Genomic DNA, 21665 nt, shown 5'->3' on the forward strand with positions numbered 1-21665 from the left:
GGTTGCCGGCCAGCGGCCGGCACTACCGCCGGCGCTCAATCCGCGGGCGGTGGTGGCAGCGGCCGCGTCCACAGCCAGATTGCGACCACGGTCATGCTGCCGATCGAGAACCACTTCACCCAGGCGATCGGCACGCACCACAGCATGATGCCGGCGCATACCGCCATGGTGATCGTGGCCATCCACTTGCCGTAGCGGCTGACCGCCCCGTGTGCCTGCCAGTTGGCGATGGCCGGGCCGAAACGCGGATGCTGCAGCAGCCAGGTATGCAGGCGCTCCGAACCGCGCGAGGCGGCCCAGGCCGAGATCAGGATGAATACGGTGGTCGGCAGCCCCGGAACGAAGATGCCGACGATGCCGGTGCCCAGGCTGACGTACGCCAGCAGCCACCATGCCCAGCGGAAACGCACCACGCGCGGCGGCGTGGCGCTATCGCGGGGTGCAGATGGCTCGGGCTGGCTCATGGCCGCAAGGATACCGGTTCGGGGTGCCAGGCAGCGCCCGGCGCCCCTTCGCCGTTACGGCTGGGCGATGCCCAGCTGCTGCAGCACGAACGCGTACGACTCGGACAGTTCGCGGTAGCGCTGGAAGCGCCCCGACTTGCCGCCGTGGCCAGCTTCCATGTTGGTGCGGAACAGGATCGGGTAGTGGCCGGTGTTGTCATCACGCAGCTTGGCCACCCATTTGGCGGGCTCCCAGTACTGCACCTGCGAATCCCACAGGCCGGTACCCACGTACAGCGCCGGGTACGCCTGCTGCTTCACGTTGTCATAGGGCGAGTAGGACAGCATGTAGTCGTAATACGGCTTCTGCTCCGGGTTGCCCCACTCGTCGTATTCGTTGGTGGTCAACGGAATGGTCGGGTCGAGCATGGTGGTGACCACGTCGACGAACGGCACCTGCGCCACCATCACCCGGTAATCCTGCGGCGCCTGGTTGGCCACCGCGCCCATCAGCAGGCCGCCGGCGCTGCCACCGGACGCGGCCACGCGATCCTTCGCCGCCCAGCCCTGTGCTACCAGGCCACGGGTGACGTCGATGAAGTCGTTGAAGGTGTTCTGCTTGTGCAGCAGCTTGCCGTTCTCGTACCAGTCGCGCCCCATCTCCTGGCCGCCACGGATGTGGGCGATGGCATACACCACGCCACGATCAAGCAGGCTGACCGCGGTCTGGTTGAAGTACGGATCCATCGACATGCCGTAGCTGCCGTAGGCGTACTGGAACAGCGCGCCCTTGCCGTCCTTCTGGTAGCCCTTGCGGTAGACCAGCGACACCGGCACCTTCACGCCATCGCGCGCGGTGATCCAGACGCGGTCGGTCTCGTACTTCGAGGCGTCATAGCCGATCACCGGCTGCACCTTCAGCTGGCGACGCTCGCCGGTGGCGGTGTTCAGCTCGAACACGGTGGTCGGGGTGGTCATCGAGGTGTAGACGTAGCGCAGCCACGGCGTATCGGCCTCGGTGTTGTCGCCCAGGCCCATCGAATAGGCCGGCTCGTCGGCCTTCACGTAGTCGCTGCGCCCGTCCTTGAACAGCAGGCGGATGCGCTCCAGGCCCTCGGAACGTTCGGCGATGGCGGTGTACGTGTCGAACAGTTCGAAGCCTTCGATGAACACCGCATCGTCGTGCGCGATCCAATCCTTCCATTGCGCGCGCGAGGTGGCATCGGTCGGCGCGGTGACCAGCTTGAAGTTCTTCGCACCGTCGTTGGTGCGGATCACCCAGCGGCCGTCATGGTGGTCGGCGTCGTACTCGACATCGCGCTGGCGCGGCGCCAGCACGGTGAAGGTGGTCGGGTCGCTGGCCGGCGCGTAGCGCTCTTCCGAGGACACGGTGCTGTGCACGCCGATGGTGATGAAGCGATCGTCGCGGGTGCGGCCGATGCCCATGTAGAAGCTGTCGTCCTTCTCTTCGTAGACGACGGTGTCGGCGCTGGCCGGGGTGCCCAGCACGTGCTTCTTCACGCGCACGGTCAGCAGCGTTTCCGGATCGTTCTCGACATACAGCACGGTGCGGTTGTCGTCGGCCCAGACCAGGTCGCCGGAGCTGCCGGTGATCACATCGGGCAGCACCGTGCCGGTGGCCAGGTCCTTGAAGCGGATCGTGTACTGGCGGCGGCCGACGTCATCGTCGGCCCAGGCCAGCAGCTGGTTGTCCTGGCTGACTTCCATCGAGCCGACGCTGAAGTAGCCCTTGCCGGCGGCCATTGCGTTGACGTCCAGCAGGATTTCCTCGGCCGCCTCCATGCTGCCCTTGCGGCGCGCGTGGATGGGGTAATCCTGGCCGGTCTCGAAGCGGCTGTAGTACCAGTAGCCGCGCTCGCGCGCCGGCACGCTGGAATCATCCTGCTTGATGCGGCCGACGATCTCCTTGTACAGGGTGTCTTCCAGGGGCTTCAGCGGTGCCAGCAGCTGGTCGGCGTAGGCATTCTCTGCCTGCAGGTAGGCCAGCATGTCCTTGTTCTCGCGCTTGTCGTCGCGCAGCCAGTAATAGTCATCGTTGCGGGTCGCGCCGAACGGCGCCTTGACCACATGCGGATGCTTGGCGGCATCCGGCGGAACGGGCGGCGTGGCGGCGGTAGCAGTCGTGGTCATCAGGCTGGCGAGCAACAGGCAGAGGGTGGACTTCATGAGATAAGGCTCCTGGCGCATCAATGCAATGGTCTTCGACGGGGTCAGATCCCTTTTCCCGAAAAGGGATCTGACCCCAATCTCGGCAATGCGGCAACCCTGCGGAACGTCATGGGTTGCGCCGGCCGGCGTACCATGGGCACATGAGCACCCCGCCCCACACGCCGGGCTACAGCCGGCGCAGCCATGAAATCGCTCCGTTCCACGTGATGTCCCTGCTGGCCCGCGCGCAGGCGCTGGAACAGGCAGGCCACGATGTGATCCACCTGGAAATCGGCGAACCGGACTTCACTACCGCCGAACCCGTCGTGTGTGCCGGCCAGGCCGCACTGGCCGCCGGCCACACCCGCTACACCGCCGCGCGCGGCCTGCCGGCGCTGCGCCAGGCGATCAGCGGTTTCTACCGCAGCCACTATGGGCTGGATGTCGATCCCGAACGCATCCTGGTCACCCCGGGTGGGTCCGGTGCGCTGCTGCTGGCCAGCAGCCTGCTGGTCGATCCCGGCCGCCACTGGCTGCTGGCCGACCCCGGCTACCCCTGCAACCGCCACTTCCTGCGCCTCGTCGAGGGCGGCGCGCAGCTGGTGCCGGTCGGCCCGGACACCGCCTACCAGCTGACCCCTTCGCTGGTGGAACAGCACTGGAATGACGACAGCGTCGGCGCGCTGGTCGCCTCACCGGCCAATCCGACCGGCACCGTGCTGTCCGCCGACGAACTGGCGGCACTGTCGCAGGCCCTGCACGCGCGGGGCGGCCACTTGGTGGTGGACGAGATCTACCACGGCCTGACCTACGGCCTGGATGCGCCCAGCGTGCTGCAGGTGGACAACAGCGCGTTCGTGCTGAACAGCTTTTCCAAGTACTTCGGCATGACCGGCTGGCGGCTGGGCTGGCTGGTGGCACCGCCTGCAGCGGTACCGGACCTGGAAAAGCTGGCGCAGAACCTGTACATCAGCGCCTCCAGCATCGCCCAGCACGCCGCGCTCGCCTGCTTCAGCGAGGAATCGATGGCGATCTTCGAACAGCGCCGGGAAGCGTTCCGCCAACGCCGCGACTTCCTGCTGCCCGCGTTGCGTGAGCTCGGCTTCCGCATTGAAGTCGAGCCGCAGGGCGCGTTCTACCTGTACGCCGATGTCAGCGCGTTCACCGACGACGCGCAGGCGTTCTGCGCGCACTTCCTGGAAACCGAGCACGTGGCGTTCACGCCGGGCCTGGATTTCGGCTTCCATCGCGCCAACCAGCATGTGCGGCTGGCGTATACCCAGCAAGTACCGCGGTTGCAGGAGGCGGTGGCGCGGATCGCGCGCGGGTTGAAGCGTTGGCAGGGATCACGTTGAGGGTAGTGCCGGCCGCTGGCCGGCAAGCCGGGAATGCCTGAATGATGCGGTTGCCGGCCAGCGGCCGGCACTACCGGTAAAGAAAAACGCCGCCCTGGGGCGGCGTTTTCCGTTCTGCTTACTTGCCGCCCAACCGCTCCCACAGGAAGCTGTAGGCCAGCGCGGACATATGCGCGGCCTGTGCATTGTTGGCTGCGCCGCCGTGGCCCCCTTCGATGTTCTCGTAGTAGGTCACGTCCTTGCCGGCGTCGATCATCTTCGCCGCCATCTTGCGGGCGTGGCCCGGGTGCACGCGGTCATCGCGGGTGGAGGTCGTGAACAGCACCGGCGGGTAGTTCTTCTTCGCGTTGAACAGGTGGTACGGCGAGAAGGTCTTGATGAATTCCCAGTCGCTGGTATCCGGGTTGCCGTACTCGGCCATCCACGAGGCGCCGGCCAACAGGTGGCTGTAGCGCTTCATGTCCAGCAGCGGCACCTGCACCACCACCGCACCGAACAGCTCCGGGTACTGGGTCAGCATGTTGCCGGTCAGCAGGCCACCGTTGCTGCCGCCCTGCACGCCCAGGTGCTTGGCGCTGGTGATCTTGCGCTTGACCAGGTCCCGCGCCACCGCGGCCATGTCTTCATAGGCCTTGTGACGGTTCTGCTTCAGCGCCGCCTGGTGCCAGCGCGGGCCGTACTCGCCGCCGCCGCGGATGTTGGCGACCACGTACACGCCGCCCTTCTCCAGCCAGGCGCGACCCATGCCACCGGAATAGCTCGGGGTCAGCGAGATCTCGAAACCACCGTAGCCATACAGCAGGGTCGGGTTGGAGCCATCGAGCTTCATCGCCCTGTCGTGCACCACGAAATACGGCACGCGGGTGCCGTCCTTGCTGGTGGCGAAGTGCTGCTCGATCACCTTGCCCTTGGCATCGAAGAAGGCCGGCATGGTCTTCAGCGTTTCCGGTGCCTGGCCGATCTCGGCCAGGGCCAGCGTGGTCGGCGTCAGGTAATCGGTGGCGGTCAGCCACACCGCGTCGCTGTCATTGCTGTCCACCGCAGCCACGCCCAGCGTGCCGAAGGCCGGGGCGCCGACGAAGCGGCTGGTCTGCCAGCCGTCGGCACCCGGGGTCAGCACCGACAGGCGGTTCTTGACGTCGTCCAGCACGTTCAGCACCAAGTGGCTCTTGGTCCAGCTGGCACTGGCCAGTGAGGTGGTCGCGGTCGGGGTGAACAGCACGTCGAAGTCGCGCTTGCCGGCCAGGAAGTCGTCCAGCTTCGTCGCCAGCAGCGAACCGGACGCGTAGGTCTTGCCGCCCACGGTCCACGGATCGCGCAGTTCCAGGGTCAGCCACTGCTTGTGCAAACCCTTCTCGGCCGAGTTCGGCGCGTCGATCTTGGTCAGCGTGCCGTCGTCGCCACGCAGGTAGAGCTCGTTGTTGTAGAACGCCAGGGTGCGGCTGACCAGGTTGCGTTCGAAGCCCGGGGTGTCATCGTGCATCGCCGCGATGTACATGTCCTCCGGCTTGCCTTCGTACACCACGGTGGCCGAGGACATCGGCGTGCCGCGCTTCCACAGCTTGGCCACGCGCGGGTAGCCGGAGGTGGTCATCGAGCCGGCACCGAAGTCGGTGTAGACGAACACGGTGTCGCGATCGACCCAGTTGAGGCCGCCCTTCGACTCCGGACGGAAGAAGCCGTCCTTGATCCAGGTCTTGTTGGCCAGGTCGAACTCACGGGTGACGTCGGCGTCGGCGCCGCCGCGCGACAGCGCGATCAGGCAGCGGCTGTAATCCGGGCGCAGGCAGTCGGCGCCGTGCCAGACCCAGTTCTCGCCCTCGGCCTTGTTCAGTGCATCCAGGTCGAGCACGGTCTCCCACTGCGGCGAGGCCTTGCGGTACTCGGCCAGGGTGGTGCGGCGCCACAGGCCGCGCTCGTGCTGCTGGTCCTTCCAGAAGTTGTAGTAGTAGTCACCGATCTTCTGCACGCCGGGAATCTTGGCGTCGGAGTCGAGCACCTCGCGGATGCTGGTCTCCATCTGCTTGAAGGCCGGGGTCTGCGCCAGGCGCGCCTCGGACCTGGCATTCTGTTCCTTGACCCAGGACAGTGGCTTGTCGCCGGTGACGTCCTCCAGCCAGGCGTAGCGATCGGTGTCTTCAGCGGCCACGGCGGTCCCCACCGAGGCAGCGGTCATCATGCCGGCCAGCAGGCAGGCGGAAGCGAGTCGTGACATTGCAGCTCCAGGCAGTCATAAGCCGGGGAACGCTAGCACGGAATGTCGCGGCCTCCCCCGTGTCGAAGGTCAGGCCGTGGCCGCCGGACCGCGCCGGCCGCGTGCGGCGGAAGCCGGCCGACGGCGCGCCTGTCCACCGGTACGCCGCGCCCGCCATCGCCATGACGGGTGCGGCAGCGGAAAGCGCAGCAGCGCCCACCAGGCGGCGAGCGGCATGCCCACCAGCCACATCGGCAGCCAGCCCAGCCACGCGCTGCTGCCGCGTGCCGCCGGCCAGACCAGGATCAGCGCCAGCCCGGCCAGCGCCAGTTGCCGCACGCCGCGCAGCAGGCGTGGGTCGGCGCGTTCGATGACGCGTTCAGTTGCAGGGCGACGGACGGAACGAGCGTTCATGGGGGCTTCTCCGGTAGACAATGCAACACAGCTTGGGCAAGCCCCTTCTCACAGGATGCGACACCATTGACGGATCGCGTGCACACAGTCGACCATGCGCGTGCAAGCCCACTGGAGCCCGCTCCCGCATGACTTCGATCCGCCCGTTCTGCGCCGTGCTGCTGGCTCTGTCCCTGGCAGGTCCTGCCATGGCCGCCAGTGAGCCGCCGTCGCCCCGCGCCAGCGCCACCGACGCGGCCGACCCGGGAGCGCCGATCGACCTGAAGCGCTTCATGGGCACCTGGTACGTGATCGGCCGCGTGCCGAACTTCATCGAACGCGGGCATGTCGCCAGCGTCAACGAGTACGAGCTGCGCGACGAGCACAAGGTCGCCATCACCTACCGCTACCGTGATGGCTTCGGCGAACCACTGCAGGAAATTCGCGCACGTGCCAGCGTCGATCCGGACAGCGGCAACCATGGCTGGCGAACCTGGTTCTATCGCGTGGTGCCGACCCATTCGCGGGTACTGGAAGTGGCCCCGGACTATTCATGGGCACTGATCGGTTATCCGGGCCGCGAAATGGCCTGGATCTTCGCGCGCAAGCCGGACATGGACAAAGCCCTGTACAAGGAGCTGGCCGAGCGCCTGCGCGACGAGTACGGCGTGAACACCGACAAGCTCAAGCGCGTGCCTCAGCATCCGGAACAGGTCGGGAAGCTGGGCTACGAAGTACCGAACGCGCGTTGACCGCACGTGGAATTGCCGGCCAGCGGCCGGCACTACCGTTTTTTTCCCGGCAATCGGGTAGAGCCGGCCGCTGGCCGGCTGCCGCCCGGCATTCTGTTACTTGCGGCTGTAATGCGCGACCAGGCGGTCGCCGAGCATCTGCAGCAGCTGCACCAGGACCAGCAACAGGACCACGGTGACCAGCGCCACGTCGGTGTGCGAACGCTGGTAACCATCGCGGAACGCCAGGTCGCCGAGGCCACCGGAACCGATCGCACCGCCCATCGCGGTGAAGCCGATCAGGGCCACGGTGGTGACCGTCGCCCCGGCGATCAGCCCCGGTCGTGCTTCCGGCAGCAGCACCCGGGTGACCAGCTGCCAGGTGGTGGCGCCCATCGCCTGGGTCGCCTCGATCACGCCACGATCCACTTCGCGCAGCGCGGTCTCGACAAGGCGCGCGTAGAACGGCGCCGCGCCGATCACCAGCGGCACGATCGCGCCGCGCACGCCCAGCGAGGTACCCATCAGGAACAGCGTGACCGGGATCAGCACGATCATCAGGATGATGAAAGGCACCGAGCGCAGCAGGTTCACAACCAGAGCCAGCACGCCATAGGCAAACGGCCGGCGCTTCATCTGCGGCGCCCCGAACAGGTACAGCAGCACGCCCAGCGGCAGGCCGATGGCCAGGGTCAGCGGCAGCGAACCGAGCAGCATCAGCAGGGTGTCGAAGGTGGCCTGGCCGATGTCGGCCCACTTGCCCGCATCCAGGTGACGGAAGAAACCGCCGGCAGTGGCGATGATCATCGACGCAGCTCCTCGACATGCACGCCGGCAGCCACGAAGGCAGCCTGCGCGGCGGACTGGTCACCGCCCACCAGGGCGACCACCAGCTGGCCATAGGGGGTGTCCTTGATCCGGTCGATACGGCCGGACAGGATGTTGTAGTCGACCCCCGTCTGGCGCGCGACGCTGCCCAGCAGGGGTTCGTAGGTGTCGCCGCCGAGGAAGGTCAGGCGCACGATGCGCCCGCCCACCACGTCGAAATCGCGGTGCAACGCCCCTTCGTCCACGTGCTCCGATTCGCTGACGAACCGCCGCGTGGTCGGGTGCTGCGGATGCAGGAACACCCGGGTAACCGGACCGGTCTCGACCATCTGGCCAGCATCGAGCACGGCCACGCGGTCGCAGACACGGCGGATCACGTCCATCTCGTGGGTGATCAGCACGATGGTCAGGCCCAGCTCGCGGTTGATCTTCGACAACAGCGACAGCACCGAGGCGGTGGTCTGCGGATCCAGCGCGCTGGTGGCCTCGTCGCACAGCAGGATCTGCGGGCGGGTCGCCAGCGCACGGGCGATGCCGACACGCTGCTTCTGGCCGCCGGACAGCTGCGCCGGATACTTCTGCGCATGCGCTTCCAGGCCCACGGTCTGCAGCAGCTCGGCCACGCGCGCGTCGATCTCCGCCTGCGGCGTGCCGGCCAGTTCCAGCGGGAAGGCGACATTGCCAGCCACCGTGCGCGACGACAGCAGGTTGAAGTGCTGGAAGATCATGCCGATGCGCCGGCGCAGCGTGCGCAGGCCGTCCGCGTCCAGTGCGGTGACATCCTCGCCACCGATCAGCAGCCGGCCACCGCTGGGTTCTTCCAGGCGGTTGATCATGCGGATCAGGGTCGACTTGCCGGCGCCGGAATGGCCGATGATGCCGAATACCTCACCGGCCTCGATGGTCAGGTCCAGCGGTTGCAGCGCGCTGACTTCGCGGCCGGCAACGGCATAGGATTTGTGCAGGCGCTGGAACTCGATCACGGGCGTGGCTCACCGGCTGGGTGACGGAAGGGGGCGTGCAGCCTACCAGCGCAGGCGGTCGCGCGCCCGCGCCATGGGCCAGAATGTTATTCCTTTTGGTTCTAAGCCGCCCGCGCCGACGTGTTGGCTGGGGTCAGAGCCCCTGCGGGGATCCGACCCCGGGGTCGGATCCCCGCAGGGGCTCTGACCCCATTCCCAGGCCCAACCGGCTCAGGGATGGTCCAGCGGCTTAGGTGGCTGCACCCGGTTCAGGCGCTCACGATGCAGCAGGTACAGCCCCGAAGCCACGATGATCGCGGCGCCCACCCAGGTATAGCCATCAGGCAGCTGGCCCCAGAAGGCCAGATCCCAACCGATCACCCAGACCAGGCCACTGTATTCCAAGGGCGCGATCATCGAGGCCTCTCCCAGCTGGAACGCCTTGGTCAGGGCGATCTGGCCCAGCGCCCCGGCCAGGCCCATGCCGGCGATCAGCGGCGCATGCGCCAGCTGCAGCGGCACCCAGCCGGGAAGGGACAGCAGGCCGGCACCGATGGCCATGATCACCAGGAACCAGACCACCATCGACTGCGAGGTATCGGTGCGGGTCAGCAGGCTGACCGTGATCGCCGCCACGGCATAGGCGGTGGCCGCAGCCAGCACCATCAGGCCGGGCACCGAGATGAAACCGTCCACGCCCGGCCGCAGCACCACCAGCACGCCGACCAGGCCGATGCCGATGGCGACCCAGCGCCGTGGCCCGACCCGCTCGCCCAGCAGCGGTACCGACAAGGCGGCGATCAGCAGCGGGGCGACGAAATAGATGGTGTAGGCGGTGGACAGCGGCAGGTCGCGCAGGGCGAACACGAAGCAGCCGATCATCGCCATGCCCAGCGCGCCACGCAGCAGGTGCAGGCCCCAGCGACGCGGCACCAGCGAGCGCGGGCCGGCGCTGGCCAACACCCAGACCAGCACGAACGGCAACGAGGCCGCGCCGCGCAGGAAGGTCACTTCCAGGGTCGGATAGCTGGCCGACAGCTGCTTCATGCCAGCGTCCATCAGCGAGAAACAGGCGACCGCAGCGACCATCCAGGCCACCGCACGCGAAGGGGAGCGTTGCACGTTCATGGCCCATTATCGCCCGGTCGTCGCTTTCTGTAGAGCCGAGCCCACGCTCGGCTGCTCTTCACAAAGCCGCCGAGCGTGGGCTCGGCTCTACAGGGGACGGGCATGCGGGCCCTCGCGATAGAATGATCGCCACTGAAACCTGCGGAGCACCGCCCATGCCTTCCTTCGACGTCGTGTCCGAAGTCGACACCCACGAGCTGACCAACGCCATCGACCAGGCCAACCGCGAACTGGCCACCCGCTTCGACTTCAAGGGCGTGGACGCAAAGTTCGAGCGCGACGGCGATGTCATCAACCAGACCGCGCCGACCGAATTCCAGCTCAAGCAGATGAACGACATCCTGCGTGCTCGCCTGGCCGCACGCGGCATCGACGTGCTCAGCCTGGAGTTCGGCGACATCGAGACCAACCTGGCCCAGGCCCGGCAGAAGATCACCGTCAAGCAGGGCATCGAGCAGAAGATCGCCAAGAAGATCGCGGCGGCGCTGAAGGATGCCAAGCTGAAGGTGGAAAGCCAGATCAACGGCGACAAGCTGCGCGTGCAGGGCAAGAAGCGCGACGACCTGCAGGACGCCATCGCCGTGCTCAAGGCCGGCAAGTTCGAGCTGCCGCTGCAGTTCAACAACTTCCGCGACTGAGGCATCCGCCGGGCATGCCCCGGCGCTGCCAGCGGCAGGCACGACGGCGCGTTGCCAACGACGCGCCTACAATGGCGGCCCCGCCAGCCGACGTGCCCGCCATGACCGATTCCCCCCTGCCCACCGATGACCCGATCGCTGCCACCCGCCTGTGGCTGGAGCGCATCGTCATCGGCCTGAATCTGTGCCCGTTCGCCAAGGCGGTGTATGTGAAGGACCAGGTCCGCATCGTGCTCAGTGATGCGACCACGCCGGAAGCGCTGGTTGAGCAGCTGGCCGAGGAACTGGTGCTGTTGCGCGATACGCCGGCCGAGCAGATCGATACCACGCTGATCGTGCATCCGCAGGTGCTGACGGACTTCCTCGACTACAACGATTTCCTCGACAACGCCGACGCCGCGATCGAGGCACTGGACCTGCAGGGCATCCTGCAGGTGGCCAGCTTCCACCCGGACTACCAGTTCGACGGCGTGGCAGCGGACGACGCCAGCAACTACACCAATCGCGCGCCCTTCCCCACCCTGCACCTGCTGCGCGAAGACAGCGTGGCGCGCGCAGTGGATGTCTATCCGGACCCGGACGTGATCGTCGAGCGCAACATCCAGACCCTGGACCGCATCGGCGTGGACGGCTGGCATCGCCGCCTGCGTGGCGAAGACCTGACGTGAGCACGGTGCCGCCGATTGCCGCATGGCCGGCCGCGCCGCTGTCGGGCAAGGTGGTGCTGGTCACCGGCGGCGCCAACGGCATCGGCCGTGGCATCGCACAGGCCGTGCTCGGTGCCGGCGGACGCGTGCTGATCGGCGACCTGGACGTGGAGGCCGGCGAGGCGTGCCTGGCGGAATGGCAGCGTAGTGGCGAGGCCGCATTCCAGCGCCTGGACATCACCGACGAAGCCAGCGTGCGCGACTTCATCGCCGTGGCCCTGCGGCGTTTCAGCCGTATCGACGGGCTGGTCAACAACGCGGGCATCGCCGGACCGCATGGCACGCAGCTGCAGGACATGGACTGGGACGAGTGGCAGCGCCGCCTGTCCTCGCTGCACGGCGCCTTCCTGTGCAGCAAGCACGCACTACCGGCGCTGACGGCCAGCGCCGCCGGCGCAATCATCAACATCGCCTCGACCCGCGCCTGGCAATCCGAAGCGCACAGCGAGGCCTATGCTGCGGCCAAAGGCGGGCTGGTGGCGTTCACCCATGCGCTGGCGATCAGTGCCGGCCCAACGGTGCGGGTCAACAGCATCAGTCCGGGCTGGATCGGCACCACGGCCTGGCAAGCTCCCTCGCGGCGACACGCACCGGAGTACTCCGCCATCGACCAGGCACAGCACCCGGTCGGCCGGGTCGGCCGCCCCGAGGACATCGGCGCGCTGGCGGTGTACCTGCTGTCGTCGCTGTCCGGCTTCAGCACCGGCCAGGACTTCATCGTCGACGGCGGCATGACCCGGAAGATGATCTACGCCGAATAGAAAAAGGGGACGGAGGGGATTAAGTCGTTTGTGCACAAACGACTTAATCCCCTCCGTCCCCTTTTTTTCGCTTACGCCATGCCCGAGTGCCGCAGCAGCGCGTCGATCTGCGGCGCGCGGCCGCGGAAGGCCTTGAAGTTCTCCGCCGCCGGGCGGCTGCCACCACGCGACAGGATCTCATCGCGGAAGCGTGCACCGGTTTCAGCCAGTGCCTGCGGCGCTTCCTCGAACGCGGCGTAGGCATCGGCGCTGAGCACTTCGGCCCACTTGTAGCTGTAGTAACCCGCGGCGTAACCACCGGCGAAGATGTGGCTGAACTGGTGCGGGAAGCGGTTCCAGACCGGCGGGTGGTTCACGGCCACTTCCGCGCGCACTCGGTCCAGCAGTGCCAGCACGCTGTCCTGCGCCGGTTCGAACTGGCTGTGCAGCAGCATGTCGAACAGGCCGAACTCCAGCTGGCGCACCGTGGCCATGCCGCTATGGAAATTGCGCGCCGCCAGCATGCGCTCGTACAGCGCGCGCGGCAGCGGCTCGCCACTGTCCACGTGCGCGGTCATGCCCTGCAGGTGGTCCCATTCCCAGCAGAAGTTCTCCATGAACTGGCTGGGCAGCTCCACCGCGTCCCATTCCACGCCGTTGATGCCGGCCACGCCCAGTTCGCCGATGCGGGTCAGCAGCTGGTGCAGCCCGTGGCCCATCTCATGGAACAGCGTGGTCACTTCATTGTGGCTGAAGGTCGCCGGCCTGCCGTTGGCGCCCCGGCCAAAGTTGCACACCAGGTAGACCAGTGGCGTCTGCACGCTGCCGTCGCCACGCACGCGACGGTTGCGGCAATCGTCCATCCACGCACCGCCGCGCTTGCCCTCGCGTGCGTACAGGTCCAGGTAGAACTGGCCGACCAGCGCGCCCTGCGCATCGACCAGGCGGAAGAAGCGCACGTCTTCGTGCCACACCGGTGCGCTGTCTTCCTGCACATGCAGGCCATACAGCTGCTCGATCACCGAGAACAGGCCGCCCAGTACCTTCGGTTCGGTGAAATACTGCTTCACTTCCTGCTCGGAATAGCTGTAACGCGCCTGCTTCAGGCGGTCGGCGGCGAACGCCAGGTCCCAGGCCTGCAGGTCATCGATGCCCAGCTGCTCGCGTGCGAACTGCTCCAGCTCGGCGCGGTCCTTGGCCGCGAACGGCTTGGCTCGCGCGGCAAGGTCACGCAGGAAACCCAGCACTTCGGCCGGATCCTGCGCCATCTTGGTCGCCACCGAGTAATGGCCGTACGAATCGAAGCCGAGCAACGCGGCCAGTTCGGCGCGCAGGGCAAGGATACGGTCGATGTTGCCACTGTTGTCCAGCGCGTCATCGCCGAACTCCGATGCACGCTGCGCGCTGGCACGGTACAGGATCTCGCGCAGGTCGCGGTCTTCAGCCCAGGTCTGCACCGGCAGGTAGCACGGCATCTGCAGGGTCAGTTTCCAGCCGGTCCTGCCGTCCTTCTCTGCCGCAGCGCGCGCGGCAGCCTTCACGTCTTCCGGCAGGCCCAGCAGTCGCGCTTCGTCCTCGATGTACAGCGACCATGCATCGGTGGCGTCGAGCACGTTCTGCGAGAACTTCGCCGACAGCGCCGACAGTTCCTCCTTGATCGCCGCAAAGCGCTGCTGCGCCTCAGGTGCCAGCTCGGCACCGCCCAGGCGGAAGTCACGCAGCGTGTTGTCCAGCACCTTGCGCTGGGCTTCATTGAAATGCGCGGCCTCCGGGCTGGCGGCCAGTGCCTGGTACTGGCGATACAGCGCCAGGTTCTGGCCCAGCGCGCTGGCGAAACGGGTCACCCGCGGCAGGTTGCCGTTGTAGGCCTCACGCAGTTCCGGGGTGTTGACCACCCCCTGCAGGTGGCCGACCAGGCCCCAGGCACGCCACAGGCGCTCGGTGGCGTCATCCAGCGGGGTGACGAAGGTGTCCCAACGCACCGGCTGCACCCGCTCGGCTGCGCTGACGGCAGCTTCGGCCTCGGCCAGCAGCACATCCAGCGCCGGCGCGACGTGCTCGGGGCGGATCGCGTCAAAGCGCGGCAGTCCGGAAAAGTCGAGCAGGGGGTTGGCAACGGTCACGGCAGATCTCCAGGGAACGGGCCCGGCGGGCGGGCAGCTTCCCAGATATGGCGCTGACAGGCGCGGCTGACAAGGGGGCATGCGCCGGCGTTCACGTCGGCCTGACGGCCGCGCACCGAAGCTCTGGCTGCGGGGGAGTCCGCAGCGGTACTTACCGAACGAGGCCCTACATGGAAGGTCTGGCTGCAGTGGCATCCATCTCACCGGCGCGCTCGCTGGCGCTGTCCGCCAGCCCGGCAGAACTGGCCTGGATCGCCGCGCTGTGCGATGCCGGCGACGACGCCCCCCGCCATTTGGAGCAGCTGCAGGCGGTATTGCAGCAGGGCGGCACGTTCAACGATGCCCAGGAGTGGTACCCGTTCGAGGTGATCGAGCGCGGCGCCAGCCAGTTGCAGCTGGGCCACGAGCGCGAGTTCGTGATCTGCGTGCTGCTGTGGCTGCAGGCATTGGCCCAGGGACGCGCCAGCATCCTGGACCCCAGCCTGCACCTGGATGACCGCGCGATGGACATCGAGGCGTTGCCTGATGCGCTGCGCGATGCGGTGCTGGATGCGTTCACCGCAGCGGGGTATTGAGACGCCCCGGCGACCGGGTGGAGTCGACTGTGGGTCGACTTTCGCGCGCAGCGCGGGATTCCGGCGACCTGAACGTGGAGCGGTCGACCAACAGTAGACGCTACCCAGCCGATGCACGGCCGGCCGTGCGTTGCCGCGTTACAACGGCTCCAGGCTGCACCACGGCAGTTCGGGCAACCCCTGCCCGGCCACCGCCGCCGCCAGCTGCGCATCGGCGCCGTCGACATCGATCCCCTGTCGCCCATACCACGCCGGGTCGTAATAGCTCTGCGCATAGCGCTCGCCACTGTCGCACAGGATGCTGACGATGCTGCCCTGGTGGCCCGCCTCACGCATCCATTGCGCGGCCTGCAGCACGCCGATGAAGTTGGTGCCGGTGGAGCCACCGACACGGCGGCCGAGCTGGCGGCTGACATGGCGCATCGCGGCCAGGCTCAGCGCATCGGGCACCTTCACCATCGCATCGACACTGGTCGGGATGAAACTCGGCTCCACCCGTGGCCGGCCGATGCCTTCCACGCGCGAGCCACCGCTACAGGTCAGTCCACGCCAGTCCTGTTCACCGGCCACGGCAGCCTTGTAGCCGTCGAAGAACACCGACACTTCCGGGTCCGCGCACAGGATGCGGGTGTCATGCCGGCGGTAGCTGACATAACGGCCCAGCGTGGCGGCGGTACCGCCGGTACCCGGGCTGCACACGATCCATTCCGGAACCGGGCTGGGCTCTTCGGCCATCTGCTTGAAGATGGATTCGGCGATGTTGTTGTTGGCACGCCAGTCGGTCGCCCGCTCGGCATAGGTGAACTGGTCCATGAAGTGGCCGCCGGTTTCGCGGGCCAGCTTTTCCGAATCACAGTTGAGGTCGCAGGCGCGCTCGACCAGGTGGCAGCGGCCCCCATGGAACTCGATCGCCGCGATCTTTTCCGGCGAGGTGGTGGCCGGGATCACCGCAATGAACGGCAGGCCCAGCAGGCGCGCGAAATAGGCTTCGGACACGGCGGTCGAGCCACTGGAGGCCTCGATCACCGGCCGGCCCTCGCGCAACCAACCGTTGGCCAGCGCGTACAGGAACAGCGAGCGCGCCAGCCGGTGCTTGAGGCTGCCGGTGGGATGGCTCGACTCGTCCTTCAGGTACAGGTCGCTGCCCTCGAACCCGGGCAGCGCCAGCGGGATCAGATGGGTATCGGCGGAACGGTTGAAATCGGCTTCGATCTTGCGGATGGCGGCGGCCACCCATTCACGCTGCGACATGGCGGGCAATCGTTATCAGGACGGAACGGTGCGATCCGGCCATTGTACGTCGCGGTGCCGTCAGGTGCGGGCCGGTAGAATGGCGGCCATCCGGCCGGCAACGGCCCCGTCTGAAGGACCTCCCCCATGACCATTCCCGCCCTGCGCGATGTCCCCGGCGTCGCCGCCCAGGCCCCGGCCGAAACCAGCGGCTTCGTGTTCAACCACACCATGCTGCGGGTGAAGGACATCACCGCCTCGCTGGACTTCTACACCCGCGTACTGGGTTACCAGCTGATCGACAAGCGCGACTTCCCGGACGCCCAGTTCAGCCTGTACTTCCTGGCCTACGTGCCGGCCGGCGCAGTGGTGCCGGAAGACGACAGCCAGCGCCGCCTGTGGATGGCCGGCCTGCCGGGCGTGCTGGAACTGACCCACAACCACGGCACCGAGACCCAGCAGGGCGCGGTCTACCACGACGGCAACAGCGACCCGCGCGGCTTCGGCCACATCTGCGTGTCGGTGCCGGACATCGAGGCCGCCTGCCAGCGCTTCGAGGACCTCGGCGTGACCTTCCAGAAGCGCCTGACCGACGGCCGCATGAAGAATCTGGCCTTCATCAAGGACCCGGACGGCTACTGGGTCGAAATCATCGCCAACTGACAAAAAGGGGACGGAGGGGATTAAGTCGTTTCTGGCACTATTGGCCGGAAGCGACTTAATCCCCTCCGTCCCCTTTTTTGCGAGGTTCGTATGGAAACGATGGAACTGCACCGCGGCCGCCTGATCGACCACATCCAGCTGGTGGTGCGTGACCTGGCGGCCAGCCGCCGCTTCTACCAGGCGGTGTTCGACACCATCGGCATCCCGATCGCCGGCGAAGGCGATGATTACTTCTGGGCCGATGAGCTGTTCATTTCCAGCGCCAGCAGCGAGGCCGCCGCCGGCCAGCTGACCGGCCGGCACCATCTGGCCTTCCAGGCCCGCGACAGCGCCACCGTCGATGCCTTCCATACCGCCGCGATCGCCGCCGGCGGCACCGATAACGGCGCGCCGGGCGAACGCCCCTACCACCCGGGCTACTACGGCGCCTTCGTGCTCGACCCGGACGGCAACAACATCGAAGTGGTCTATCACGGTCCTGCGAACTACAGCGCCGACTCGGTGAAGGTCACGTTCTGATATCACCGAAGCCGTGAACGAAGAAGCCGGGCAATGCCCGGCTTCCCTGCTTCCAGCGCTGCAGCCCTCAGTGGGCGGCCATGTAGATGTCCTGAAGCACGGCCTTTTCCAGTTCCAGCTCGCCCAGCAGGTTCTTCACGATATCGCCCAGGCTGAGGATGCCGACCAGCTGGTTGCCGTCGGTCACCATCAGATGACGGCGCCGCGAGTACGTCATCAACGACATGGCCTGCTTCAGCGTCGCGTCCGGCGCAATGCCTTCCAGGCCGGTGGACGGCAGGCTGGAGATCACCCGGCGGCCGGCCTGCGGGCCGTCGTCGGCCAGGGTACGCACGATGTCCTTCTCGGAAATGATGCCGACCGGGGCATCGTCCTTCATCACCACCAGCGCAGCGATCCTGTTCGCGCTCATCTTGTGGGCGGCGGCACCGATGGTGTCCTCGGCGTCGATGGTGATGACAGCTTCTTTCTTGGATTGCAGAAGTTCGCGGACGTTCATTCTTGTTTCCTGGTGCAGGTCACTGAAGTCAAAAAAGTGTGCTCTTCCGATACGCCCCCTCCCCGGGAACAGACCTTTCAGCGCACGTCTGGCGCACCCGCCCGCCGCGTGGAATGGATCGGCAGGCGATGTGCTGCAACGCGAACGAGGTGGGCTCAACCGCTCAACCCGGACCTCGGTCAAATCGATTCTACGACTGCGACCATCGGTCACTACCGGCATCGATGGACAGTTCGTCGTGGGAACCAACCGACGATCCAGAGAATGGCACCGCGGCTGAAACCGCCGCTGAATACAGCCGATGCCGCGCATTAAAGAATGATTGCCTGCTGCCGACGGCGGACAGAACACCCGGTGGCTGTCCCACTTGGCATGGCCGACCACGCAAACGAAAGGGGCCACGCGGGCCCCTTTTCGCATGCAGCATTCGACGGATCCGGGAGTGTTACTCCACCGTCACGCTCTTGGCCAGGTTGCGCGGCTTGTCCACGTCGGTGCCGCGTGCCAGCGCGGTGTGGTAGGCCAGCAGCTGCACCGGAATGGTGTGCACGATCGGGCTGAGCACGCCGGCATGGCGCGGCGTGCGGATCACGTGCACGCCTTCGGACTCATTGAAGTTGCTGTCCTGGTCGGCGAACACGAACAGCTCGCCACCACGGGCGCGCACTTCCTGCATGTTCGACTTCACCTTCTCCAGCAGGCTGTCATTGGGGGCGATCACCACCACCGGCATGTCCTCGTCCACCAGCGCCAGCGGGCCATGCTTCAGCTCGCCCGCCGGGTAGGCCTCGGCGTGGATGTAGGAAATCTCCTTGAGCTTGAGCGAGCCTTCCAGCGCGATCGGGTAATGCAGGCCACGGCCCAGGAACAGCGCATTGGACTTGCGCGCGAAGCGTTCGGCCCACGCCGCGATCTGCGGTTCCAGGTTCAGCGCGTGCTGCACGCTGCCCGGCAGGAAGCGCAGCTGTTCCAGGTAATCCGCTTCCTGCGCCGCGTCGATGCGGCCATGCAGCTTGCCCAGCACCACGGTCAACTGGAACAGCGCGGCCAGCTGGGTGGTGAAGGCCTTGGTCGAAGCTACGCCGATCTCCGCGCCCGCGCGGGTGTAGCAGACCAGCTCGCTGGCGCGCGGAATCGCGCTTTCCGGCACGTTGCAGATCGACAGCGTGTGCTTGTGGCCAAGCGCCTTGGCGTACTTCAGCGCCTCCATCGTATCCAGCGTTTCGCCGGACTGGGAGATGGTGACGATCAGGTGCTTCGGGTTGGCATACGCGGCGCGGTAGCGGTACTCGCTGGCAATCTCCACGCTGCACGGCAGGCCGGCGATGGCTTCGATCCAGTAGCGCGCGGTCAGGCCGGCGTAGTAGCTGGTGCCGCAGGCAATGATCTGCACGCCCTCGATGCCCGACAGCACCGCTTCGGCGTTCTTGCCGAACAGCTCGGCCGGGAAACCACCGGCGTCGATCGCCGCCTCGATGGTGTCGCCCAGCGCACGCGGCTGCTCGTGGATTTCCTTCTGCATGAAGTGGCGGTACGGGCCAAGCTCCAGCGATGCCAGCGACACGTCGGACAGGTGCACATCGCGCTCGACCGGCCGGTCATGCTCATCGAAGATGCGCACGCCATCGCGACGGATCTCGGCGGTGTCGCCCTCTTCCAGGAAGATCACCTTGCGGGTGGCCGAGATCACCGCCGAGACGTCGGAGGCGACGAAGTTCTCGCCCTCGCCCAGGCCCACCAGCAGCGGGCAGCCCATGCGCGCGCAGACGAAGCGCTCCGGCTCGGCGCGGCTGACCACGGCCAGCGCGTAGGCGCCGGTCAGCTCCTTCACCGTGTGCTGCAGCGCCACCAGCAGGTCATCGCCGCCCTTCAGGTGATGATGGATCAGGTGCGCGATGACTTCGGTGTCGGTCTGCGACTCGAAGGTGTAGCCCAGCGCGCGCAGCTTCTCGCGCTGCTCTTCGTGGTTCTCGATGATGCCGTTGTGCACCAGCGCCACGCCGTGGCTGATGTGCGGATGCGCGTTGGCCTCGGTGACGCCGCCGTGGGTGGCCCAGCGGGTGTGGCCGATACCCAGCACCGCATTGAACCCTTCGGCCTCGGCCGCCGTGGCCATTTCCGACACGCGACCGGTGCGGCGGACACGACGTACTTCGGGGCGCTCGGCGTGATCGATCACCGCGATGCCCGAGGAGTCGTAACCACGGTACTCAAGCCGCTTCAGGCCTTCGATCAGCACCGGCACCACGTCGCGATCGGCGATTGCACCCACGATTCCACACATGTCACGCGTTTCCTTGAAGACGATCGGCGCATTCTAGCCCGCGTGTCCGGCTTCCCCCTCCTGTCCGCTTAATGAAAGTGTCCGGAAAGGTGTCCGCGGACACCCGGACACTCCAGCGGCCCGCCCAACCTGTTGAACTGAAAGGAAATAAAGTTGGCACGCTACGTGCTTGGTACTGGCTACCACCGTCAGGCACGCACCCGATGATCCGCGACACTTCCGCACAGGACCAGATCGTTTCCTCCGCCCCCGCCGGCGCCACCCGCGTCAACTGGCAGCGCTACCGCTGGCCGGCGCTGGGCGCCATCGTGCTGCTGGCCGGCATCGGCTGGGCCGTGCATGCCTGGTCCAATGCCAGCCGCTCCTTCGACAGCAGCCGGGTGCGCATCGCCGAAGTGAAGCGCGGCGACCTGGTCCGCGACATCGCCGCCGACGGCCGGGTGATCGCCGCCAATAGCCCGATCCTGTACGCCATCTCGGCCGGCACCGTGGACCTGAAAGTGGTCGCCGGTGACGTGGTGAAGAAGGGCCAGGAACTGGCGGTCATCGACAGCCCGGAACTGCGCAGCAAGCTGGCCCAGGAACAGGCCACCCTGGCCGGCCTGGAAGCCGAGGCCAGCCGTGCCGCGCTGGACGCCACCCTGGCCCGCGCCAAGTCGCGCAAGGAAACCGACCAGGCCACCATCGAGCGCCAGGCCGCCGACCGCGACCTGCAGCGCTTCCAGCGCGGCTACGACGGCGGTGCGGTGCCACAGATCGACCTGGCCAAGGCCAAGGACTCGCTGAAGAAGGCCGACATCACCCTGGCCAACGCCACCACCGATGCGCGCCTGCAGAGCCAGGGCGCCGACCTGGATGCCCGCAACAAGCGGCTGCTGGCCGACCGCCAGAAGGCCGTGGTGGCCGAAGTGCAGCGCCAGGTCGACGCACTGACCCTGCGCGCACCGTTTGACGGCCAGGTCGGCCAGGTGCAGGCGGTCCAGTCCACCAACCTGGCTGCCAACGCGCCGGTGCTGGGCGTGGTCGACCTGTCCAAGTTCGAGGTCGAGATCAAGGTGCCGGAGAGCTTCGCCCGCGACCTGGCGATCGGCATGCCGGCGCAGCTGACCGGCGGCAATGGCAAGCCGTTCCCGGGCGAGATCAGCGCGGTGTCGCCGGAAGTGGTCAACGGCGAGGTCAACGCCCGCGTGCGCTTCGCCAGCGCGCAGCCGGAAGGCCTGCGCCAGAGCCAGCGGATGTCGGTGCGCGTGCTGCTCGATACCCGCAAGGACGTGCTGAAGGTCGAGCGCGGCCCGTTCGTCGAACAGGGCAATGGCGTGGCCTACGTGATGGATGGCCGCACCGCGGTGCGGCGTCCGGTGGAACTGGGCGTCAGCAGCCTGGGCGAAGTGGAAATCAAGTCGGGTGTGCAGCCGGGCGACCGCATCGTGGTCTCCGGCAGCGACCTGTTCAAGGACGCCGAACGCGTCTCCGTCAACTGATAC

Annotated in this window: 20 protein-coding genes; 9 read left to right on the top strand and 11 right to left on the bottom strand. The window is 67.0% G+C overall.

The window, feature by feature from the left end; translation table 11 throughout:
• Positions 1-35 precede the first annotated feature (35 nt).
• On the bottom strand, positions 36-464 hold the full coding sequence (locus AC5P6H_RS02020; protein WP_014648466.1) for a YbaN family protein: 429 nt from the start codon (positions 462-464) through the stop codon (positions 36-38).
• 54 nt (positions 465-518) lie between these two features.
• On the bottom strand, positions 519-2630 hold the full coding sequence (locus tag AC5P6H_RS02025; protein WP_049406041.1) for a S9 family peptidase: 2112 nt from the start codon (positions 2628-2630) through the stop codon (positions 519-521).
• Between the two features lie 143 nt (positions 2631-2773).
• Between AC5P6H_RS02025 and AC5P6H_RS02030 the strand changes: the two genes are divergently transcribed.
• Positions 2774-3967: a pyridoxal phosphate-dependent aminotransferase gene (locus AC5P6H_RS02030; protein ID WP_049439989.1), complete on the top strand. Its 1194-nt coding sequence runs from the start codon at positions 2774-2776 to the stop codon at positions 3965-3967.
• Positions 3968-4085: 118 nt separating this feature from the next.
• Here AC5P6H_RS02030 and AC5P6H_RS02035 read toward each other — a convergent pair whose 3' ends face one another.
• Positions 4086-6182, bottom strand: a complete 2097-nt coding sequence (locus tag AC5P6H_RS02035) for a prolyl oligopeptidase family serine peptidase (protein WP_126411375.1) — start codon at positions 6180-6182, stop codon at positions 4086-4088.
• 69 nt (positions 6183-6251) lie between these two features.
• Complete coding sequence (locus AC5P6H_RS02040) at positions 6252-6575, bottom strand: hypothetical protein (protein ID WP_032961212.1); 324 nt, start codon at positions 6573-6575, stop codon at positions 6252-6254.
• Between the two features lie 128 nt (positions 6576-6703).
• Between AC5P6H_RS02040 and AC5P6H_RS02045 the strand changes: the two genes are divergently transcribed.
• Positions 6704-7306, top strand: a complete 603-nt coding sequence (locus AC5P6H_RS02045) for a lipocalin family protein (RefSeq protein WP_014648471.1) — start codon at positions 6704-6706, stop codon at positions 7304-7306.
• Positions 7307-7402: 96 nt separating this feature from the next.
• On the opposite strand, the gene AC5P6H_RS02050 is transcribed toward AC5P6H_RS02045, so the two are convergent.
• The 3 genes from AC5P6H_RS02050 to AC5P6H_RS02060 all read right to left on the bottom strand — a co-directional run bounded on the left by AC5P6H_RS02050 (position 7403) and on the right by AC5P6H_RS02060 (position 10203).
• On the bottom strand, positions 7403-8092 hold the full coding sequence (locus tag AC5P6H_RS02050) for a methionine ABC transporter permease (protein ID WP_014648472.1): 690 nt from the start codon (positions 8090-8092) through the stop codon (positions 7403-7405).
• Positions 8089-9096: a methionine ABC transporter ATP-binding protein gene (locus tag AC5P6H_RS02055; RefSeq protein WP_014648473.1), complete on the bottom strand. Its 1008-nt coding sequence runs from the start codon at positions 9094-9096 to the stop codon at positions 8089-8091. Before AC5P6H_RS02055 ends, AC5P6H_RS02050 begins: the two co-directional genes overlap by 4 nt.
• Before the next feature lie 210 nt (positions 9097-9306).
• Positions 9307-10203 (bottom strand): DMT family transporter, encoded by an 897-nt coding sequence (locus AC5P6H_RS02060; protein ID WP_014648474.1) that lies wholly within the window; start codon positions 10201-10203, stop codon positions 9307-9309.
• A 155-nt stretch (positions 10204-10358) separates the two neighbouring features.
• Between AC5P6H_RS02060 and AC5P6H_RS02065 the strand changes: the two genes are divergently transcribed.
• The 3 genes from AC5P6H_RS02065 to AC5P6H_RS02075 all read left to right on the top strand — a co-directional run bounded on the left by AC5P6H_RS02065 (position 10359) and on the right by AC5P6H_RS02075 (position 12309).
• A complete protein-coding gene (locus tag AC5P6H_RS02065) occupies positions 10359-10841 on the top strand; it encodes a YajQ family cyclic di-GMP-binding protein (protein WP_006471121.1) in 483 nt (160 codons plus the stop codon).
• Between the two features lie 101 nt (positions 10842-10942).
• A complete protein-coding gene (locus tag AC5P6H_RS02070) occupies positions 10943-11509 on the top strand; it encodes a DUF1415 domain-containing protein (protein ID WP_049406028.1) in 567 nt (188 codons plus the stop codon).
• Entirely contained in the window at positions 11506-12309 is an 804-nt protein-coding gene (locus tag AC5P6H_RS02075) for an SDR family oxidoreductase (RefSeq protein WP_032961223.1), read from the top strand. Before AC5P6H_RS02070 ends, AC5P6H_RS02075 begins: the two co-directional genes overlap by 4 nt.
• Positions 12310-12380: 71 nt before the next feature.
• Here AC5P6H_RS02075 and AC5P6H_RS02080 read toward each other — a convergent pair whose 3' ends face one another.
• On the bottom strand, positions 12381-14411 hold the full coding sequence (locus tag AC5P6H_RS02080; protein ID WP_032961226.1) for a M3 family metallopeptidase: 2031 nt from the start codon (positions 14409-14411) through the stop codon (positions 12381-12383).
• Between the two features lie 170 nt (positions 14412-14581).
• On the opposite strand from AC5P6H_RS02080, the gene AC5P6H_RS02085 reads away from it, so the two are divergent.
• Positions 14582-14986 (top strand): hypothetical protein, encoded by a 405-nt coding sequence (locus AC5P6H_RS02085; RefSeq protein ID WP_014648478.1) that lies wholly within the window; start codon positions 14582-14584, stop codon positions 14984-14986.
• Between the two features lie 138 nt (positions 14987-15124).
• Here the strand turns inward: AC5P6H_RS02085 and AC5P6H_RS02090 are convergent, their stop codons facing one another.
• Positions 15125-16237, bottom strand: a complete 1113-nt coding sequence (locus AC5P6H_RS02090; protein WP_495202275.1) for a PLP-dependent cysteine synthase family protein — start codon at positions 16235-16237, stop codon at positions 15125-15127.
• A gap of 126 nt (positions 16238-16363) precedes the next feature.
• On the opposite strand from AC5P6H_RS02090, the gene gloA reads away from it, so the two are divergent.
• Both gloA and AC5P6H_RS02100 read left to right on the top strand, forming a co-directional pair.
• The gene (gene gloA / locus AC5P6H_RS02095; RefSeq protein ID WP_111206406.1) at positions 16364-16879 is read left to right on the top strand and encodes a lactoylglutathione lyase; all 516 of its coding nucleotides are present in this window, start codon (positions 16364-16366) and stop codon (positions 16877-16879) included.
• A 90-nt stretch (positions 16880-16969) separates the two neighbouring features.
• Positions 16970-17398: a VOC family protein gene (locus AC5P6H_RS02100; protein ID WP_049404183.1), complete on the top strand. Its 429-nt coding sequence runs from the start codon at positions 16970-16972 to the stop codon at positions 17396-17398.
• A 67-nt stretch (positions 17399-17465) separates the two neighbouring features.
• Here AC5P6H_RS02100 and AC5P6H_RS02105 read toward each other — a convergent pair whose 3' ends face one another.
• Complete coding sequence (locus tag AC5P6H_RS02105) at positions 17466-17897, bottom strand: CBS domain-containing protein (RefSeq protein WP_014648481.1); 432 nt, start codon at positions 17895-17897, stop codon at positions 17466-17468.
• 445 nt (positions 17898-18342) lie between these two features.
• Positions 18343-20181, bottom strand: a complete 1839-nt coding sequence (gene glmS, locus AC5P6H_RS02110; RefSeq protein ID WP_014648482.1) for a glutamine--fructose-6-phosphate transaminase (isomerizing) — start codon at positions 20179-20181, stop codon at positions 18343-18345.
• A gap of 203 nt (positions 20182-20384) precedes the next feature.
• Here glmS and AC5P6H_RS02115 point away from each other — a divergent pair, with 203 nt between their 5' ends.
• Positions 20385-21662 carry an efflux RND transporter periplasmic adaptor subunit gene (locus tag AC5P6H_RS02115; RefSeq protein ID WP_032961233.1) on the top strand — a complete coding sequence of 426 codons (1278 nt, stop codon included), beginning with the start codon at positions 20385-20387 and terminating at the stop codon, positions 21660-21662.
• Positions 21663-21665: the final 3 nt, after the last annotated feature.

The organism is Stenotrophomonas sp. YJH_SMC_110 (genome assembly GCF_059369255.1).